Annotated in this window: 17 protein-coding genes; 7 read left to right on the forward strand and 10 right to left on the reverse strand. The window is 57.4% G+C overall.

Translation table 11 applies throughout. The features are described from left to right. Nucleotides 1-155: 155 nt before the first annotated feature. Together glyQ and glyS are read left to right on the forward strand one after the other, a co-directional pair. The gene (glyQ, locus tag KIF87_RS21300; RefSeq protein WP_003860141.1) at nucleotides 156-1,067 is read left to right on the forward strand and encodes a glycine--tRNA ligase subunit alpha; all 912 of its coding nucleotides are present in this window, start codon (nucleotides 156-158) and stop codon (nucleotides 1,065-1,067) included. 9 nt (nucleotides 1,068-1,076) lie between these two features. Then, nucleotides 1,077-3,146, forward strand: a complete 2,070-nt coding sequence (gene glyS / locus KIF87_RS21305) for a glycine--tRNA ligase subunit beta (protein WP_159515280.1) — start codon at nucleotides 1,077-1,079, stop codon at nucleotides 3,144-3,146. 93 nt (nucleotides 3,147-3,239) lie between these two features. Here glyS and KIF87_RS21310 read toward each other — a convergent pair whose 3' ends face one another. Continuing rightward, on the reverse strand, nucleotides 3,240-3,677 hold the full coding sequence (locus KIF87_RS21310) for a hypothetical protein (protein ID WP_213330593.1): 438 nt from the start codon (nucleotides 3,675-3,677) through the stop codon (nucleotides 3,240-3,242). A 718-nt stretch (nucleotides 3,678-4,395) separates the two neighbouring features. On the opposite strand from KIF87_RS21310, the gene KIF87_RS21315 reads away from it, so the two are divergent. Beyond that, nucleotides 4,396-6,015, forward strand: coding sequence for an ABC-F family ATP-binding cassette domain-containing protein (locus KIF87_RS21315; protein ID WP_213330595.1), 1,620 nt, complete (start codon nucleotides 4,396-4,398; stop codon nucleotides 6,013-6,015). A gap of 39 nt (nucleotides 6,016-6,054) precedes the next feature. On the opposite strand, the gene KIF87_RS21320 is transcribed toward KIF87_RS21315, so the two are convergent. After that, on the reverse strand, nucleotides 6,055-6,342 hold the full coding sequence (locus KIF87_RS21320) for an HTH-type transcriptional regulator (protein WP_023309948.1): 288 nt from the start codon (nucleotides 6,340-6,342) through the stop codon (nucleotides 6,055-6,057). A 331-nt stretch (nucleotides 6,343-6,673) separates the two neighbouring features. On the opposite strand from KIF87_RS21320, the gene KIF87_RS21325 reads away from it, so the two are divergent. Beyond that, nucleotides 6,674-7,384, forward strand: coding sequence for a DUF3053 domain-containing protein (locus KIF87_RS21325; RefSeq protein ID WP_023334083.1), 711 nt, complete (start codon nucleotides 6,674-6,676; stop codon nucleotides 7,382-7,384). Between the two features lie 247 nt (nucleotides 7,385-7,631). Continuing rightward, nucleotides 7,632-7,844, forward strand: coding sequence for a transcription antiterminator/RNA stability regulator CspE (gene cspE, locus KIF87_RS21330; protein ID WP_003860775.1), 213 nt, complete (start codon nucleotides 7,632-7,634; stop codon nucleotides 7,842-7,844). Nucleotides 7,845-7,902: 58 nt separating this feature from the next. Here the strand turns inward: cspE and ghrB are convergent, their stop codons facing one another. From ghrB to KIF87_RS21360, 6 genes are all read right to left on the reverse strand, one after another. After that, nucleotides 7,903-8,877, reverse strand: a complete 975-nt coding sequence (gene ghrB, locus KIF87_RS21335) for a glyoxylate/hydroxypyruvate reductase GhrB (RefSeq protein ID WP_159515283.1) — start codon at nucleotides 8,875-8,877, stop codon at nucleotides 7,903-7,905. A gap of 26 nt (nucleotides 8,878-8,903) precedes the next feature. Further along, nucleotides 8,904-10,184, reverse strand: coding sequence for an MFS transporter (locus KIF87_RS21340; protein WP_023334085.1), 1,281 nt, complete (start codon nucleotides 10,182-10,184; stop codon nucleotides 8,904-8,906). Between the two features lie 117 nt (nucleotides 10,185-10,301). After that, nucleotides 10,302-11,240 (reverse strand): sugar kinase, encoded by a 939-nt coding sequence (locus KIF87_RS21345; RefSeq protein ID WP_213330597.1) that lies wholly within the window; start codon nucleotides 11,238-11,240, stop codon nucleotides 10,302-10,304. A 3-nt stretch (nucleotides 11,241-11,243) separates the two neighbouring features. Beyond that, nucleotides 11,244-11,993, reverse strand: a complete 750-nt coding sequence (locus KIF87_RS21350) for a sugar phosphate isomerase/epimerase family protein (protein WP_038417725.1) — start codon at nucleotides 11,991-11,993, stop codon at nucleotides 11,244-11,246. A 103-nt stretch (nucleotides 11,994-12,096) separates the two neighbouring features. Then, nucleotides 12,097-13,113 carry a LacI family DNA-binding transcriptional regulator gene (locus tag KIF87_RS21355; RefSeq protein ID WP_194401703.1) on the reverse strand — a complete coding sequence of 339 codons (1,017 nt, stop codon included), beginning with the start codon at nucleotides 13,111-13,113 and terminating at the stop codon, nucleotides 12,097-12,099. A 146-nt stretch (nucleotides 13,114-13,259) separates the two neighbouring features. After that, nucleotides 13,260-13,922, reverse strand: a complete 663-nt coding sequence (locus KIF87_RS21360; protein ID WP_024909080.1) for an OmpA family lipoprotein — start codon at nucleotides 13,920-13,922, stop codon at nucleotides 13,260-13,262. A 212-nt stretch (nucleotides 13,923-14,134) separates the two neighbouring features. Here KIF87_RS21360 and KIF87_RS21365 point away from each other — a divergent pair, with 212 nt between their 5' ends. Then, on the forward strand, nucleotides 14,135-16,414 hold the full coding sequence (locus KIF87_RS21365; RefSeq protein WP_249665996.1) for a molybdopterin guanine dinucleotide-containing S/N-oxide reductase: 2,280 nt from the start codon (nucleotides 14,135-14,137) through the stop codon (nucleotides 16,412-16,414). On the opposite strand, the gene KIF87_RS21370 is transcribed toward KIF87_RS21365, so the two are convergent. Together KIF87_RS21370 and tag are read right to left on the reverse strand one after the other, a co-directional pair. Then, entirely contained in the window at nucleotides 16,377-16,823 is a 447-nt protein-coding gene (locus KIF87_RS21370) for an N-acetyltransferase (RefSeq protein WP_213330601.1), read from the reverse strand. The two genes, KIF87_RS21365 and KIF87_RS21370, sit on opposite strands and share 38 nt — an antisense overlap. Beyond that, the gene (gene tag, locus KIF87_RS21375) at nucleotides 16,801-17,382 is read right to left on the reverse strand and encodes a DNA-3-methyladenine glycosylase I (protein ID WP_213330603.1); all 582 of its coding nucleotides are present in this window, start codon (nucleotides 17,380-17,382) and stop codon (nucleotides 16,801-16,803) included. Before tag ends, KIF87_RS21370 begins: the two co-directional genes overlap by 23 nt. 152 nt (nucleotides 17,383-17,534) lie before the next feature. On the opposite strand from tag, the gene KIF87_RS21380 reads away from it, so the two are divergent. Further along, entirely contained in the window at nucleotides 17,535-18,233 is a 699-nt protein-coding gene (locus tag KIF87_RS21380) for an autotransporter domain-containing protein (protein WP_213330605.1), read from the forward strand. The last annotated feature ends 197 nt before the right edge of the window (nucleotides 18,234-18,430 follow it).

The following is an 18,430-nucleotide window of genomic DNA, read 5'->3' on the forward strand; positions in this document are numbered from 1 at the left end:
TCGCATAATCAGCAGCCAGACGCCGTCAGCGCTCTGGCCGCAAGGCTTATTTCCCAATTTTCCCTAAACAACCCCGTTTCGTACTGTATATCTTGCAGCCAGCGGGTATACTGGTCCCTTCCATTTAAAACCACACGTATCCAGCACGAAATACTATGCAAAAGTTTGATACCAAGACCTTCCAGGGCCTGATCCTGACCTTACAGGATTACTGGGCTCGTCAGGGCTGTACCATTGTTCAACCTTTGGACATGGAAGTCGGCGCCGGCACTTCACACCCGATGACCAGCCTGCGCGCGTTAGGGCCTGAGCCAATGGCGACCGCGTATGTGCAGCCTTCTCGTCGTCCGACCGATGGTCGTTACGGTGAAAACCCGAACCGTCTGCAGCATTACTATCAGTTCCAGGTGGTGATTAAGCCATCACCCGACAACATTCAGGAACTGTACCTCGGGTCGTTGAAAGAGCTGGGTATGGATCCAACCATCCACGACATCCGTTTCGTGGAAGATAACTGGGAAAACCCAACGCTGGGTGCCTGGGGTCTGGGTTGGGAAGTGTGGCTGAACGGCATGGAAGTGACCCAGTTCACTTACTTCCAGCAGGTGGGTGGTCTGGAATGTAAGCCGATCACCGGTGAAATCACCTACGGTCTGGAACGTCTGGCGATGTACATTCAGGGCGTAGACAGCGTTTACGACCTGGTCTGGAGCGACGGCCCGCTGGGTAAAACCACCTACGGCGACGTGTTCCATCAGAACGAAGTGGAGCAATCCACCTATAACTTCGAATACGCGGACGTGGACTTCCTGTTCACCTGCTTCGAGCAGTACGAGAAAGAAGCGCAGCAGCTGCTGGCGCTGGAGACTCCGCTGCCGCTGCCTGCTTACGAGCGTATTCTGAAGGCCGCCCACAGCTTCAACCTGCTGGACGCCCGCAAAGCCATCTCCGTGACTGAACGTCAGCGCTACATTCTGCGTATTCGTACCCTGACCAAAGCCGTTGCAGAAGCTTACTACGCGTCCCGTGAAGCCCTTGGCTTCCCGATGTGCAACCGAAACAAATAAGAGGCGGCCATGTCTGAGAAAACTTTCCTGGTGGAAATCGGCACCGAAGAGCTGCCACCAAAAGCCCTGCGCAGCCTGGCTGAATCTTTCGCTGCGAACGTGACCGCCGAGCTGGATAACGCTGGCCTGGCACACGGTAAAATTGAGTGGTTTGCCGCACCGCGCCGTCTGGCGCTGAAAGTGGCTAATCTGGCGGCGTCTCAGCCGGATCGCGAAGTCGAAAAACGTGGCCCGGCGATTGCCCAGGCGTTTGACGCGGAAGGCAAGCCGAGCAAAGCGGCTGAAGGCTGGGCGCGCGGCTGCGGCATCACCGTCGATCAGGCCGAGCGTCTGACCACGGATAAAGGCGAGTGGCTGCTGTACCGTGCGCACGTGAAAGGCGAAAGCGCGGAAGCGCTGCTGCCGGACATGATTGCGACCTCGCTGGCGAAGCTGCCTATTCCTAAGCTGATGCGCTGGGGTGCGTCCGACGTGCACTTCGTGCGTCCGGTTCACACCGTGACCCTGCTGCTGGGCGATACCGTTATCCCGGCGACCATTCTGGGCGTGGCGTCCGATCGCGTGATCCGCGGCCACCGCTTCATGGGCGAGCCTGAGTTCACCATCGACAATGCTGACCAGTATCCGCAGATTCTGCTGGAGCGCGGTAAAGTTATTGCCGACTATGAGCAGCGTAAAGCCAAAATCAAAGCGGACGCCGAAGAAGCGGCGCGTCAGATTGGCGGTAACGCCGACCTGAGCGAAAGCCTGCTGGAAGAAGTGACCTCTCTGGTTGAATGGCCGGTTGTGCTGACCGCGAAGTTCGAAGAGAAATTCCTGGCCGTTCCTGCTGAAGCGCTGGTGTACACCATGAAGGGTGACCAGAAGTACTTCCCGGTTTACGCCAACGACGGCAAGCTGCTGCCAAACTTCATTTTCGTGGCGAACATCGAATCAAAAGATCCGATCCAGATTATCTCCGGTAACGAGAAAGTGGTGCGCCCACGCCTGGCGGATGCGGAGTTCTTCTTCAATACCGACCGTAAAAAGCGTCTGGAAGATAACCTGCCGCGCCTGCAGACCGTGCTGTTCCAGCAGCAGCTGGGGACGCTGCGCGACAAAACCGACCGCATCGCGGAGCTGTCCGGCTGGATTGCTCGTGAAATCGGTGCTGACGTCAACCACGCGACTCGTGCTGGCCTGCTGTCCAAGTGCGACCTGATGACCAACATGGTGTTCGAATTTACCGACACACAGGGCGTTATGGGCATGCACTACGCGCGTCACGATGGCGAAGCGGAAGACGTGGCCGTGGCCCTGAACGAGCAGTATCAGCCGCGCTTTGCGGGTGACGACCTGCCGTCCAACCCGGTTGCGTGCGCCGTGGCGATTGCCGATAAGATGGACACCCTGGCGGGTATCTTCGGTATCGGTCAGCATCCGAAAGGCGACAAAGACCCGTTTGCGCTGCGTCGTGCCGCGCTGGGCGTGCTGCGTATCATCGTTGAGAAGAACCTGAACCTCGATCTGCAGACCCTGACCGAAGAAGCGGTGCGTCTGTACGGCGACAAGCTGACCAACGCGAACGTTGTGGATGATGTGATCGACTTTATGCTCGGTCGTTTCCGCGCGTGGTATCAGGACGAAGGCTACACCGTTGACACCATTCAGGCGGTGCTGGCGCGTCGTCCAACCCGTCCGGCTGATTTCGATGCGCGTATGAAGGCGGTTTCCCACTTCCGTACCCTGGAAGCGGCATCTGCCCTGGCCGCGGCCAACAAGCGTGTATCCAACATTCTGGCGAAATCCGACGAGACGCTGAACGAGCGCGTGAACGCAGCAACCCTGAAAGAGCCGGAAGAGATCGCGCTGGCGATGCAGGTTGTGGTGCTGCGCGACAAGCTCGAGCCGTACTTCGCGGAAGGTCGCTACCAGGAAGCGCTGGTGGAGCTGGCCGAGCTGCGTGACGTTATCGACGCCTTCTTCGAGAAGGTGATGGTGAACGTAGAAGATAAAGAGCTGCGCGTTAACCGTCTCTCCATGCTCGAGAAACTGCGCGAGCTGTTCCTGCGCGTAGCGGATATTTCGCTGCTGCAGTAATGTGCCCGCTGTTACACATGCTAAAAACCCGCTTCGGCGGGTTTTTTTATGGGGCTTTTGTAGGCCGGATAAGCGCAGCGTCATCCGGCAGGTTTAGCCGATCGCGATTGTGCCTTCGTCTGTCTGCAGCCAGCGCGGTGCCTTCAGCGTATCGGCAAAGTAGCTGACCAGTTCGCACAGCAAATCTTCCATCACGATTTCAGATTGTCGCGGCAGTGTGCCGTTCATCAGCAACTGCGTAATCTCCTGACAGTAGCGCCCCAGCTGATCGCACTCGGGTTCGAAAGCCGGAACGCGTGACGGGAGTTCCTTCACGGTCAGGCTGGCTTTTAAAGCGTCCGGAACAGGTTCCAGAAGCGTGGGTTGCAGAAGATTCAGACAGGCATAAAGTCTGCCGTAAAGCGCCATTTTTGGGGCGGGTTCTTTGCAATCTACCAGTGCGTCTGTAAAACGTTCGCAGTTATCCGCCAGTTCGGTGAAGTCGGTGGCGTGGTTGAAGGGCAGGGTGATTAAAGAGTTAATCAATGACATAAAATAACCTCAGTGAGTGGTATATCTTCCGCCACGGGAGGTTCCAGGCTCGCTGGTGGCGGAACCGAACAAGGTTGGAACGACTGGCCTCACTGACACCAGCGCGCTTTGCAGCGCCCCTGTCCGGCCCGCCATTGAGATGCAACAGGCCGTACGACACAGAGCCTGTGTCGCCAGTGAAGTGATTCAGGGTTCCAATCCCGGCACCTGATTTTGCAGGTGCGAAGAGAACTTACTGCTCATCAAAACAGGCGGCAACAGTTTTGAGCTATGTCGCTGAGGATATTACCATTTCTGGAAAGAGGCTCGCAAAATTACCGCAATGAGAAGCATACTGCGGGTAGAGGTTTTACAGCGACGCCATGGCGGTGGCGATTGAGCCGCCCTGGCACGTTCACAGGCCATGTCGTTACAGAGTAGCAAGGAACAACCCCCACAGCCGTATGTTCCCCCTCACCCCAGCCCTCTCCCTCAAGGGAGAGGGGGCCGTCTGTGCAGACAATATTTGGTGGGGATCTCTCAGCCCAAAGGGAGAGGGAGTATAAATCGCCCAAAATTTAACCTTGAAATGGTCAACACATTACCGCTATCCTTATCGCGTTAACTTTCTCGCGCTGGAGCGCCCCCCAAAAATGAACAAACACGACTGATGAATTTCGATCCTTGCTAAACGCTACCGCGTCGGCAGGGGATGTTTTGATTTCATTCAGGAGTGCTTATGGCTCATTTTGCGCAGTCCCCTTCTTTTATTTTGCATCAGGTCACCTGTCAGTTTCCGACGGGCGATACCCTTTTTGGTCCGCTGAATCTTACGCTGGAGCCCGCCCTGTGTGCGCTGGTTGGCCGCAACGGCAGCGGGAAAACGCGTCTGCTGCGTCTGCTGGCGGGGCTGGACGAACCGGCTACCGGTCATATCGAACGCTTTGGCTCGCATGTCTATGTGGCGCAGCAGCACGTCATTTCTCCGGAGACGACGCTTGCTGAACTGCTCGGGTATGACGCGATTTTTACGGCGCGTAAGCGCATCGACAGCGGCGATTACCAGCCTGACGATCTGGAGCTGCTCGACGGCCACTGGGATGTTGCCGAGCGCCTGCGCGAGGCGTTTATCAATGCGAAGCTCCCACCCTTTGACCCGGATAAACCTGCCGGCGAACTCAGCGGCGGCGAGCGTATTCGCGCCCTGCTGTGCGGGGCGTTTACGGCTGAGGCGGATTTCATGCTGCTGGACGAGCCCACTAACCATCTGGATCGACAAGGCCGGGCGTGGTTCTACGACCAGCTCAGTCGTTTTCAGGGCGGCGTACTGGTGGCCTCCCATGACCGCGAACTTCTGGAGCAGGTGCCGCGTATCCTTGAACTGAGCGCCTCGGGTCTGCGCAGCTACGGCGGGAATTATGCGGATTATCAAACCCAGCGCGATGCCGAACAGCAGGCGGCCCGCGCGGCGCTGGAACATGCGGCAACCGAGCGCAAACGCACTCGGGTACGCATGCAAAAAGAGCATGATGACAGCCAGCGGCGTTCGGCAAAGACATTGCGCACCGTCGATACCCTGAATATCGCGTCGTTCGAGCGGGTCAAATATAAAGGCGCGGCAAAGGAGCGGATCGGCTCCTGGAAAAAACAGCACAGCGAGCAAAATGAAGCCCTCAACGCCGCGGTAAATAAGGCGCGTGAACGCGTTGAGGAAGATAACCCGGTAATGTTCACCCTGCCGGGGAGTCAGATCCCGGAGGGGAAGCAGGTGCTGGTGCTGGAGGATCTGGTGCTGCCGCATGTGCCTGTTCCTCCGCTCAACTGGCGGATGGACGGACCGATGCGCGTGGCGTTAAAGGGACCAAACGGCTGCGGAAAATCGACGCTGTTAAAAATCCTCCTCGGCGAGATTGCCCCCCGTTCGGGTACCTGTAAGGTTTCAGTCAGCTGTGCCTATCTCGACCAGCATCTGTCCCGGCTCGATCTTTCGCAGTCGGTCATGACGCATCTCAACCTGGGTCATACGCCTCTGGAAGAGGGGGTATTGCGAACCCGTCTGGCGCAGCTTCAACTGGGCGCCGACAAAGTTACGCTCCCGCTGGCGGAGCTCAGCGGCGGCGAGCGTCTTAAGGCCGCCCTGGCCTGCGTGCTGTGGCGCGCGGAGACCACGCAGCTTTTGCTGCTGGATGAACCGACCAACCATCTGGATCTGGCCTCGGTACAGGCCATTGAAGCGGCGCTGGCCGATTTCCCCGGGGCTCTGCTGGTGGTATCACACGATGAGGCTTTTTTAAGAGGCTTAACGTTAACGCATGAATGGGTATGGGAAGAGGCGGGCTGGCGTTGTGAGAGCCTTTAAAACACAAGCCCCCGCAAAGGCGGGGGCATTCAATCTTCACTACGCTATCTGTTTGCTGAGTGCAGGGTTGGCCTGAATCAGGCGCATCAGCCTTAACTCGGTTGGGGTGGGTTTCTCACGTTTTGACTCCCACTCCTGCACCATAGCCACGCTGACACCCATCGCTCTGGCGAATTCTTCGGTTTTCAGTCCTGTCCCTTTGCGCAATTGCTCATATTCTGTAAAGGGATTGGATTTTTGTTGCAGGCTAATCGTCTGCGGTACATCTTTAAAAATGATCTGTTCCAGGCTGCTCAGCAGCTCAAACTCAGGATCTTTATATTCCATTGAGGACTCCTCTTAAATCTCACATCGTGATCAAGAACATCAGAGAGCCAGTTAAGAATAGTCCCTAATACGAACCCAGGATCGTCACGGGTGTGATTAATCGTGCGGTAACGATCGCTTTATCCGATTCAGCAATATGGACAGTTATGCTAATTCCCTGATTAGTCATATGTCGGCTTCGTCAGGTATTTTTTTGTAAATGGTAAGAAATAAATCGGCAATAGCCGTTTTGCATGAAAAGAGTATCTTGCAAGGCTGACCTGGACTATCCTTGTCAGCGTCGGGCACGCGTGTGCCGGTGTGCGCTTTTTTGGGTGAAAGGAGTAATAAAATGGCGACAGGAAAGTCCTGCTCTCGCTGGTTTGCGCCTATTGCGGCGTTGTTGATGGTTGTTAGCCTGAGTGGGTGTTTTGATAAAGAAGGCGATCAGCGCAAAGCGTTTATCGATTTTCTACAGAATACAGTGATGCGCAGCGGCGAGCGGTTGCCGACGCTGACTGCGGATCAGAAAAAACAGTTTGGCCCCTTCGTGTCCGATTACGCCATTCTTTATGGTTATTCACAGCAGGTGAGCCAGGCGATGGATTCCGGAATTCGTCCAGTGGTGGATAGCGTGAACGCCATCCGCGTTCCGCAGGATTATATGACGCAGCGCGAACCGCTTCGCCAGTCCAACGGTGCGCTTGGCGTGCTGAGCCAGCAGTTGCAGAATGCAAAAATGCAGGCTGACGCGTCACGTTCTGCGCTGAAGCAGGGCGACGATCTCAAACCGGTCTTCGACAAAGTGTATGAGAAAGTGGTGACCAAACCGTCTGAAGCGCTGCAACCGTTGATTCCGGCCGCGCAAATCTTCACGCAGCAGCTGGTTCAGGTGGGTGACTTTATCGCCCAGCAGGAGGCTCAGGTGAGCTTTGTTGCCAACGGCATTCAGTTCCCGACCTCGCAGCAGGCAAGCCAGTACAATACGCTGATTGGGCCGCTGGCCTCCCAGCATCAGGCCTTTAGCCAGGCCTGGAGTGCCGCCGTCACGGCCACAGAATAAACCGAAAAAACCCCGCCTCTGGCGGGGTTTTTTTATGCTTATCGAAAATAACGCTTGTCATTCTTCTACCACATCGGTATAACTATCCCCGTCGGTTTGTTACACAGACCTAAAGCAGTTTAGTAAAGCAGTCCAGATTGTTATCCATAGATACCCTTCGTTGTGACCCTTCCTTCATCGCTTAAAAATCTGTAACGCAATCCATCAAGCCGGAAGGCTCAATATATTTGTTAATAAGGTAATTTCTATGTCTGCTAAAATGACTGGTCTGGTAAAATGGTTCAACGCTGATAAAGGTTTCGGCTTCATCACTCCTGACGATGGCTCAAAAGACGTGTTCGTACACTTCTCTGCTATCCAGAACGATGGCTACAAATCTCTGGATGAAGGTCAGAAAGTTTCCTTCACCATCGAAAGCGGCGCTAAAGGCCCAGCAGCTGGTAACGTTGTAAGCCTGTAAGCTTCCAACCCAGTAGCACAAAATTCAAAAACCCGCCTTCTGGCGGGTTTTTTCGTTTCTATCGTTGCACCTGCGGGTTCACGCAGTTTATCTCCACCTTTCCGCTAAGGGCGGCGATGAGATTATCGACCGCAGTGGCCGCCATGCTGTAGCGCGTCTCATGGGTGGCTGAGCCGATGTGCGGCAGGGCAACCACGTTAGGCAGCGAAAGCAGCGGGGAATCCACCGGCAGCGGCTCCTGCTCAAAGACGTCCAGACCTGCTGCATGGATCTCACCGTTCTGCAGGGCCTCAATCAGCGCCTTCTCATCCACTACCGGGCCGCGACCCGCGTTGATGAAAATGGCTGACTGCTTCATTTTCTTAAACGCCTCTTTGCCAATCAGATGACGCGTTTCGTCCGTCAGCGGCAGAACCAGGCAGACAAAATCAGCTTCCTGCAGCAGGGTATCCAGCTCGCAGTAGCGAGCGTTGAAGCGTTCCTCGGCTTCACCGTGATGGCGACGCGCGTTATACAGAATCGGCATGTTAAAACCAAAATGCGCGCGCTGCGCCAGTGCCAGCCCGATACGCCCCATGCCAACAATGCCCAGCGTTTTGCCGTGTACGTCCACGCCGAACCAGTCCGGACCAATGCTTTTTGTCCATTCGCCCGCTTTCACGCGCCCGGCGACTTCCACCACGCGACGCGCCGTGGTGAGTACCAGCGCCATCAGCGTGTCGGCCACGGTTTCCGTCAGGGCATGTGGCGTATGCATCAGCAGGATCTTGCGGGCATTAAGGGCGTCCACATCGAAGTTGTCGTAACCCACGGAAACGGTAGAGGTAGCACGAAGCTTCGGCATTTTCTCCAGCAGGGCGACATCCACTTTCTCGCTTGAACCCAGCAGGCCTTCGGCGCTGGCGAACGCTTCGGCGTGCTGCGCCACGGTTTCCGGGCTCAGATTTTTCACCTGCGTGACGGTGAAGTGTTCTTCAAGACGTTTCTGCAGATCTTCCGGCAGTGCTTTATACAAAATGACGGACGGCTTCATGCTAATCTCCGTTGATTTTTAAGGATTCAGGCGTGGCGAGCGCCGACAGGGTGTTGTTGATTATTAGCAGGCTTAACAATCAGAGTAAGCCACACGGAGGCGAAAAGCGCCACCCCCATAAAGATGTACGATGCGGACGGACTGCCGGTGGCACCGTTCAGGTAGCCGACGAACCAGGAGCCGCAGAACGAACCCAGCGCACCCATACTGTTAATCAGCGCCATCGCGCCACCCGCCACGTTACGCGGCAGCATTTCCGGGATGATGGCAAAGAACGGACCGTACGGGGCGTACATGGCGGCACCGGCAATGACCAGCAGGGCGTAAGAGGCCCAGAAGTGATTCGCGCCGACGGCCCAGGAGCCAATGAACGCAAAGGCAGCGATCAGCAGCAGCGGCCAGACAAACAGCTTACGGTTTTGCAGCTTATCCGATGCCCATGATGCAACGATCATGGCGATGGTCGCGGCCAGATACGGTACGGAAGAGAGCCAGCCCACTTCTACCATGCCGAGGTTTTCGCCGCCGCTGCGGATAATCGACGGCAGCCACAGCACAAAGCCGTACACGCCGATGCTCCAGGTAAAGTACTGCGCGCAGAGCAGGATCACGTTGCGCGAGCGGAAGGCTTCACCGTAGTTGCGAACCGCCTTCAGGCCTTGCTGTTCTTTATCCAGCTGTGCCTGCAGCGCCGCTTTTTCATCTTCGGAAAGCCATTTCGCCTGGGCAGGTTTATCCTTCACCAGCACCCACCAGCAGAATGCCCAGATCACTGCCGGGACCCCTTCGATGATAAACATTTCGCGCCAGCCGAAGGACTGGATCAGGTAGCCAGACACCACCGACATCCACAGTACCGTCACCGGGTTACCGAGGATCAGGAAGGTATTCGCGCGCGAGCGTTCAGATTTGGTAAACCAGTTGCTGATGTAGATCAGCATCGCCGGCATAACCGCCGCCTCAACGACGCCGAGGATAAAGCGAATGGCGGCCAGGGCAGGAATATTGTTCACCACGCCGGTCAGTGACGCGCAGGCGCCCCACAGGATCAGGCAGACGAAGATCAGCTTACGCACGCTGCGGCGTTCCGCATAAATCGCGCCGGGGATCTGGAAGAAGAAGTAGCCGAGGAAGAAAAGGGCACCCAGCAGGGAGGAGATACCTTTGGTGATGCCAAGGTCCTCTGTGATCCCCGCCGCGGACGCGAAGCTGAAGTTGGCACGGTCAAGGTACGCCAGGCTGTACGTGATAAACACGATTGGCATGATGTACCACCAGCGTTTTACTGCATTGGTCGAACTGTTCATAGGCTTGCCTCTGTTGTTGAGGTTGTTACCGCCGTTGTCTGTAGGGTACACGGTGGCTTAATTATTTGGTGCGGCTTGCTGCCCTCACCCTGACCCTCTCCCACGGGGAGAGGGAATTTAAACGCCGAGCTCTGCTCGCGTTGGTAATCCTTCGCTGTCGCCCTGCACCTGAATGGCCAGCGAGCCAATCTTGTTGCCCCGCGCGACGGCCTGCGGCAGCGTTTTGCCTTCCAGCAGGGCGCTAATCACGCCCACGGCAAAACCGTCGCCCGCGCCGACGGTGTCGACAACGTTCTCAACCTTCACCGCCGCGACCGCGCCCTGTTCGCCGTTGGCCGTCTTAAACCATGCGCCATCGGCACCGGTCTTCAGCACTACCGCTTTTACCCCTTTATTCAGGTAGAAATCGGCAATGCCTTCCGGCGTGCTTTCACCGGTCAGGATCATCCCTTCTTTCAGGCCCGGCAGAACCCAGTCCGCTCTGAATGCCAGACGGTTGAGCTTCTCGACCATTTCCGCTTCGCTTTTCCACAGCACCGGGCGCAGGTTCGGATCGAAAGAGATCGTTTTTCCCTGGGCTTTGAGAGTGGCTGCCGCATGTTCCAGCAGCTCATACGAGCTGGCAGACAGTGCCGCCGCCACGCCGCTCAGGTGCAGGTGGCGCGCGGAGGCGAAATAGTCGGCGTGGAAATCCGCTACAGAGAGGTGGCTTGCGGCCGATCCCTTACGGAAATACTCCACGATGGGATCGGTTCCATTTTCGACCTTAGATTTAAGCTGAAAGCCGGTAGGGAAGCGTCCATCAAGGGTGACGCCTGCGGCATCAATACCCTCTTTTTTCAGCGAGTCGAGGACGAAATGGCCAAAGCTGTCGTCCCCCACGCGGCTGACCCAGCCGACGTTCAGGCCGAGACGCGCCAGTCCGGTCGCGACGTTCAGCTCTGCGCCTGCCACGCGCTTGATAAAGTGCTCTACCGCGCTCAGTTCGCCCGTTTCAGTGGCGACAAACATCGCCATGGCTTCGCCGATCGTGATGACATCCAGCGTCTTGTGCATGATTTACTCCTCGCGCAGCAGGTTGACGTAATGGCGGGTAACGGCGGTTAAATCCGTCCCTTCCAGCGGGAATTCGATACCGCGCGGGGCATCGGCAGGCAGCTGGCCGAGCAGATCCAGCCAGCGCGCATCGGCGTGGTCCGGTGCCACGGCGCGGAAGTTATCTTTATGCGGCACGGCGGCTTTAACGTGGATATAGCTCACCGCAGGGGCCAGATGACGTGCGGCCTCTTCAGGCGAATCGCCAACCCACAGCCAGTTGCCCATGTCGAAGGTCAGCGTGACGGGGAGCGCCATTTCCCGGCAGGCGGCCTGGAAGCGCTGCATGGGCGCGAGCTGACCGCAGTCGGTCTGATCGTTCTCTACGACCAGCGCCATGCCGCTTGCGTTCAGCAGGCTACGCAGGGCGTCGAGAGGCTGCGCGTCGCGGAAATGGCCCAGGGAAACCTTCAGCCACAGGGCGTTCAGGGTGCTGGCCTCAGAGAGATAGCGGGTCAGGTCCGGGTTGAGGGTGCCGTCGGGCATAAACAGGGCGGCGGGGGCGGAGTAGCACGCCAGCAGGCCGAGCAGCTCAATGGATTCTCCCAGCGCAGGCAGCGCCAGAAGCTCTTCACTGCTGAACAGTTCCCGGCGGATCTCTACGCCATCTGCCCCTGCGCCTGCAATAACGGGAAGCATCGCCCGTTGACCGCCTGCCTGTCGCACCTGTTCCGCACCGTACGCGGCGGTGACCACCATAATTTTCCTGCCCATCTTCGGACTCCATCGCAACATATCAATACTATTACGCTAGATGGAACCGGTTCCAAAGAAAAGGTCAGGATGTCGAATTTATGATCGGTATCACAAGGGAAAATTAACGCGCGGTGGAGCCGCGAACGATCAGCTCGCCGGAGAAGACCTGCTCGCGAACGGCATCGCTGGTGCCTTCAATGCGTCGAACCACTTGTTCAACAGCAGCATAGCCAATCTGCCAGGTGGGCTGTTTGAGGGTCGTAATGCCGACGCCCGCCAGCTCTGCCCACTCCAGTTCATCAAACCCCAGCAGACCGATATCGCTGCCCCAGTGCAGGCCAATGCGCTTGAGCGAGCGGGCGACCTGAAGCGTCAGCGCCCCGTTGGCGGAGATAACGGCTTTGCGCATCCCGCGATGGCGCGTGTGGAACTGGCGCAGGGTATTGTCGAGCTGGTCGGCTTCGTGAAGCGGCGTTTCGGCATTTTCGGCGATCACGCCGGGATATCGCTCCAGCGTGGCGCGAAATGCGCCCAGGCGCTCGCGACGGGTGTTGACCATCCCTAACGGTTCACTCAGAAACAGAATGGCCTCGAAGCCCTGTTCGATCAGGTGCTCGGTGGCGGTGGTGGCGGCCTGGGTGTTATCCAGACCGACCACATCGCAGGCAAATTCCGGAATTTTACGGTCGATGAGGACCATGGGCAGGGAGGACTGCTGCAGGCGGTTTAAACCCTCTTCCCGCATGCCCACGGCGTTAACCACAATTCCTTCGACCTGATAGCTGCGCAGCAGATCGAGGTAGTGTAGCTCCTGGTCGACTTCGTTGTTGGTATTACAGACCAGCGGCGTGAAACCCTTCTCGCGACAGGCGGCTTCAATACCGCTGAGCACGTTAACGGAATAGGGGTTGGTGATATCGGCGATGATAAGCCCGATAAGGCGGGTGCGACCGCGTTTGAGCCCGCGCGCCATGAGGCTTGGACGGTAGTCGAGATCGGCAATGGCTTGTTCAATACGCGCCAGCAATGCGTCGGACAACAGGTGTTTCTCGCCGTTGAGGTAGCGCGAAATGCTGGTTTTACCGGTTTTGGCGGCTTTCGCCACGTCGCTGATGGTGGCCCGGGCTGGTTTGCTCATCGCTGATTTCCCTGAATTTAGTGAGAATACCTTAGCGGGAAAATCTGGCGAATCAAGTAATTTGCCCGGTGGCGCTGCGCTTACCGGAGATTGCGGTCTGGTGCCCTCAACCCAACCCTCTCCCACAGGGAGAGGGGGAAATGCGATTATTGAATTGGACTTAACGTAATCTCAACGCGGCGGTTCTGCGCTTTGCCTTCCGCCGTGCTGTTGCTGGCGATAGGGTTGGCTGGGCCCATGCCGCTGGTGCGGATGCGGTTCGCTTCAACACCCTGGGTAATCAGCGAGCTGGCCACGGCGTCGGCGCGCTGCTGGGACAGACGCATGTTCAGATCCTGGCTGCCGGTGCTGTCGGTGTAGCCCATCACGTTCACGGCGGTCTTGTTGTACTCTTTCAGCACCATCGCCACGCCGGTCAGGGTGTTCGCGCCCGCGGGTTTCAGCGTCGCGCTGCTGCTGTCGAAGGTCACGTTGTTCGGCATGTTCAGGATGATGTTATCGCCGCTGCGCGTTACGCTCACGCCGGTTCCCTTCATTTTGTCGCGCAGCTTCGCTTCCTGCACGTCCATGTAATAGCCCACGCCGCCGCCCAGTGCTGCTCCCGCCGCAGCGCCAATCAGCGCGCCTTTGCCGCGATCTTTCTTAGAGGAGGAGAGCGCCCCAACGCCTGCGCCGACCAGCGAACCGATACCCGCGCCAATGCCGGATTTACCCGCTTCGCGCTCACCGGTGTAAGGGTTGGTTGTGCAGCCAGAAACAGCCAGTGCACCGCTCACCAGAGCGGCAATAACGAGTACGCGTTTTTTCATCTTCTTTCCTTAATCCTTTTTATTCTTTGCCACGGCGAGCGTGGCAGTTGATTATGACGTCCGGATACGGAGAAAATTCCGGGTATAACTCTGAAATTTGTGACAAACCATAAACTGCCTCAGCAAGAAGGCCGTAAAACCTGCACGCAACCAGGAGCGCACGCTTGAGCACCTCAACGAAAACCATTCTGACCGCCGCCCACTGGGGGCCGATGCTGGTCGAAACCGATGGCGAAAATGTCCTGTCGTCCCGCGGGGCACTGCCAACACAACATCCCAACTCGTTACAGACCGTCGTTCGCGATCAGGTGCATAGCAAAACGCGCGTGCGCTGGCCGATGGTGCGTAAAGGTTTTCTGGCCTCGCCGGACAAGCCTCAGGGTATTCGCGGTCAGGATGAGTTTGTTCGTGTGAGCTGGGATGACGCGCTGGCGCTGATCCACGCCCAGCACAGGCGCATTCGCGACAGCTACGGTCCGTCGTCCATTTTCGCCGGATCCTACGGCTGGCGTTCTAACGGCGTGCTGCATAAGGCTTCGACGCTGCTGCAGCGCTATATGAGCCTGGCGGGAGGCTATACCGGTCATCTGGGGGATTACTCCACCGGCGCGGCGCAGGCGATCATGCCGTACGTCGTGGGCGGGAACGAAGTGTACCAGCAGCAGACCAGCTGGCCGCTGGTGCTGGCGCATACCGACGTGGTGGTGCTCTGGAGCGCTAACCCTCTAAATACGCTGAAGATTGCCTGGAATGCCAGCGACGAGCAGGGCATTGGGTATTTCGACGCGCTGCGCAAAAGCGGCAAGCGCATCATCTGCATTGACCCAATGCGCTCAGAAACCATGGATTTCTTCGGCGACAGCGCCGAGTGGATTGCCCCGCATATGGGCACCGACGTGGCGATGATGCTGGGTATCGCCCATACGCTGGTTGAAAACGGCTGGCACGACGTCGAATTCCTGACGCGCTGTACCACCGGCTTCGATAAATTCGCCGACTACCTGACGGGCCACTCCGATGGGGTAGCGAAAACGGCAGAGTGGGCGGCAGATATTTGCGGCGTTCCAGCGCAGAAAATCCGCGAACTGGCGGCGTTGTTCCATGAAAACACCACCATGTTAATGTCCGGCTGGGGAATGCAGCGTCAGCAGTTTGGCGAGCAAAAACACTGGATGCTGGTGACGCTTGCCGCAATGCTTGGGCAGATCGGCACGCCGGGCGGGGGTTTTGGTCTCTCCTATCACTTTGCGAACGGCGGTAACCCAACGCGTAAAGCGGCGGTGCTGGCGTCTCTGCAAGGTTCGGTGCAGGGCGGCACGGATGCCGTGGATAAAATCCCGGTGGCGCGGATCGTAGAAGCTCTGGAAAACCCCGGCGGTTTTTATCAGCACAACGGTCTGGACCGCCACTTCCCGGATATTAAATTTGTCTGGTGGGCGGGCGGGTCGAACTTCACGCACCATCAGGATACCAACCGCCTGATCCGCGCCTGGCAAAAGCCGGAGCTGGTGGTGATCTCCGAGTGCTTCTGGACCGGCTCGGCTAAGCATGCAGATATTGTGCTGCCGGCGACCACCTCGTTTGAGCGTAACGATCTCACCATGACCGGCGACTACAGCAACCAGCATATGGTCCCGATGAAGCGCGTTGTCGCCCCGCGCGATGAGGCGCGTGATGATTTTGACGTGTTTGCGGAACTGAGCGAGCTGTGGGAAGCGGGCGGTCGCGAGCGTTTTACCGAAGGGAAAAGCGATCTGCAATGGCTGGAGACCTTCTACCAGATTGCCGGACAGCGCGGCGCGGCGCAGGGCGTGACGCTTCCGCCCTTTGCTGAGTTCTGGGAGGCGAACCAGATCGTCGAGATGCCGGAGAGCGAACAGAACGCGAAGTTTGTCCGTTTTGCCGATTTCCGCCGCGACCCGGAGAACCACCCGCTGAAAACCGAGAGCGGAAAGATCGTGATCCACAGCGAGCGCATCGCCAGCTTTGGCTATGCCGACTGCCCGCCACACCCTATGTGGCTTGAGCCGGACGAGTGGCACGGCAACGCCCAGCCGGAACAGCTGCAGGTATTGTCAGCGCATCCCGCGCACCGTCTGCACAGTCAGCTTAACTATACGTCCCTGCGCGAGCAGTATGCGGTCGCCGGGCGAGAGCCGATCACCCTGAATCCCCTCGATGCGAAAGCCCGCGGGATCGCGGACGGCGACGTGGTGCGCGTCTGGAACTCGCGCGGGCAGGTACTGGCAGGGGCGGTGGTGAGCGACGGGATTAAACCGGGCGTGATCTGCATTCATCAGGGCGCATGGCCCGACCTTGAGCCCGCCCAAGGCGGTATCTGTAAAAACGGGGCGGTTAACGTGCTGACCAAAGATCTCCCCAGCTCGAAGCTGGGGAACGGTTGCGCAGGGAATACGGCCCTGGCCTGGGTCGAGAAATATCAGGGACCCGCGCTTACCTTAACGGCGTTTGATCCGCCTGCCAGCTCATGATCCACGTCGGGTGCTGAGTGTCATCCTGCCAGGCGCTGTCTTCAATGCGAAAGCCCTGAGCATGGTAGAAATTCACCGCCCGGACATTTTTCTGGTACACCTCCAGCGTTAAGTGCGGGAAGCGCTGTTGAACATGGTTCAGCAGCGCGCCCCCGATGCCTTTCCCGATGGATGACGGTGCGACAAACAGCGCGCCGACAAACTGAGACTGCATCACGCTGATAAATCCGCAGGGTTCGCCGTCCTGTTCCCAGACCCAGGTTTCCGCCGACGGCAGGTAAACGTCCCGCACCATGGCTTCATTCTCTTTCCAGTAACCCGGCTCGATAAACGGATGCGCTTCCGTGGTGCTTTCAAGCCACAGGCTCAGAAGCGCCGCGGTATTCTCACTTTGCCATTTGCGGATCATGATGGCCTCCCGGATGACAGAAGCAGCCGGTAACGTGGTCATTGACCAGGCCACAGGCCTGCATAAAGGCGTAGCAGATGGTGGAGCCGACAAACTTAAAGCCGCGTTTTTTCAGCGCCTTCGAGAGCGCATCCGAGGCCGGGGTAGAGGCCGGAATTTCCGCGAGCGTGGCGGCCTGGGTGACCTGCGGATCGTTGTCCACAAACGTCCAGACAAAATCTGAGAACGATTCGCCGTTTTGTTCCATCGCCAGGTAAGCGCGTGCGTTACCGATGATGGCCTGGATTTTACCGCGATGGCGGATGATGCCGGCATCCTGCACCAGGCGTTCCACGTCCTCGTCGGTCATGGCGGCGACGGCGACAGGATCGAACTGGTGGAAGGCGTTGCGGTAATTTTCGCGTTTCTTCAGTACCGTAATCCATGACAACCCCGCCTGCTGGCCCTCCAGGCAGATCATCTCAAAGAGTTTTTTGCCATCCGTTTCCGGCACGCCCCATTCCCGATCGTGATAGTCGATATAAAGCTGATCCTGGCTTACCCAACCGCAACGTTCCATCCGTCATCTCCCTTATTGATACTGATTTCGCAAATTTTCTTTCTGACTGGCTTGACGTGTTTACTATAAAGACAATAGTTAATACAGGGCTATAAGCTCTTCCTGAATAACGACAAATATCGCCGAATTCGGCTCTCTCTGGGGTCGCGTTGATGATGATAAAAAAAATCAGTGGTCGCCATGCTGCTTCTGGCCTGGTGGGAATTTCAGCCTGCCTGTTTTTTTGTAATACAGCGTCTGCCTGGCAACAGGAATATATCGTTTCAGACGCCCAAAATAATACGGCGGAACGCTATACATGGGACGCGGATCACCAACCGCGTTATGAGGATATTCTGGCTGAGCGTATTCAGTCTTCGCAAAACGCGCCAGGTCTTGCCCTGAATATACCGTCTGGCAGCACGACGGAGGGGGCGATGAGCGTGGGCTGGAATTTTCCGGTTTCAGCGCATATCACTACCGGCCCGGTAGTGGCGTGGCGGTACGACGGTACGGCTCCCATGATGATCAACGAGTTCGGTGATAGCGCGTCGACGCAGGCACTCACCGACCCGCTGTGGCATGCCAGCGTTAGCACGCTGGGGTGGCGCGTGAATACCCAGTACGGCGATCTTCGTCCCTGGGCGCAGATCAGCTATAACCAGCAGTTTGGTGAAAACCAGTGGAAATCGCAGTTTGGCATGCCGCAAACGCCAGCCCCTGCCCAAAACGGTAGCTGGATGGACGTCACCGTGGGAACGGATATTCCATTCAATACGCACGTAGCGGCCTATGCGTCGCTGGCTCAGGGGGAGCACACCACCACCGGTGAGGAGTTTTTATACACCCTCGGCGTCAGCGCGAATTTCTAGAGTTGTTACTTTTTTAAACGTTACGATAACATCTCAAATACAATAACCACGGGCTTTACAGCGATAGCGGGTACTAACACGTCGTCGCTTTATTCCCGGGCCAGGCCATTCATTCCCGATTCCAGGCATTTCATTCCGTTTCGCCTGCATTTCATGCCGTTTTCCCCCAGGCGTATTAAGGTTTTGTTTATCGTTGT

The sequence above is a fragment of the Enterobacter sp. 120016 genome (assembly GCF_018383635.1).
GTDB lineage: Bacteria > Pseudomonadota > Gammaproteobacteria > Enterobacterales > Enterobacteriaceae > Enterobacter > Enterobacter asburiae_D.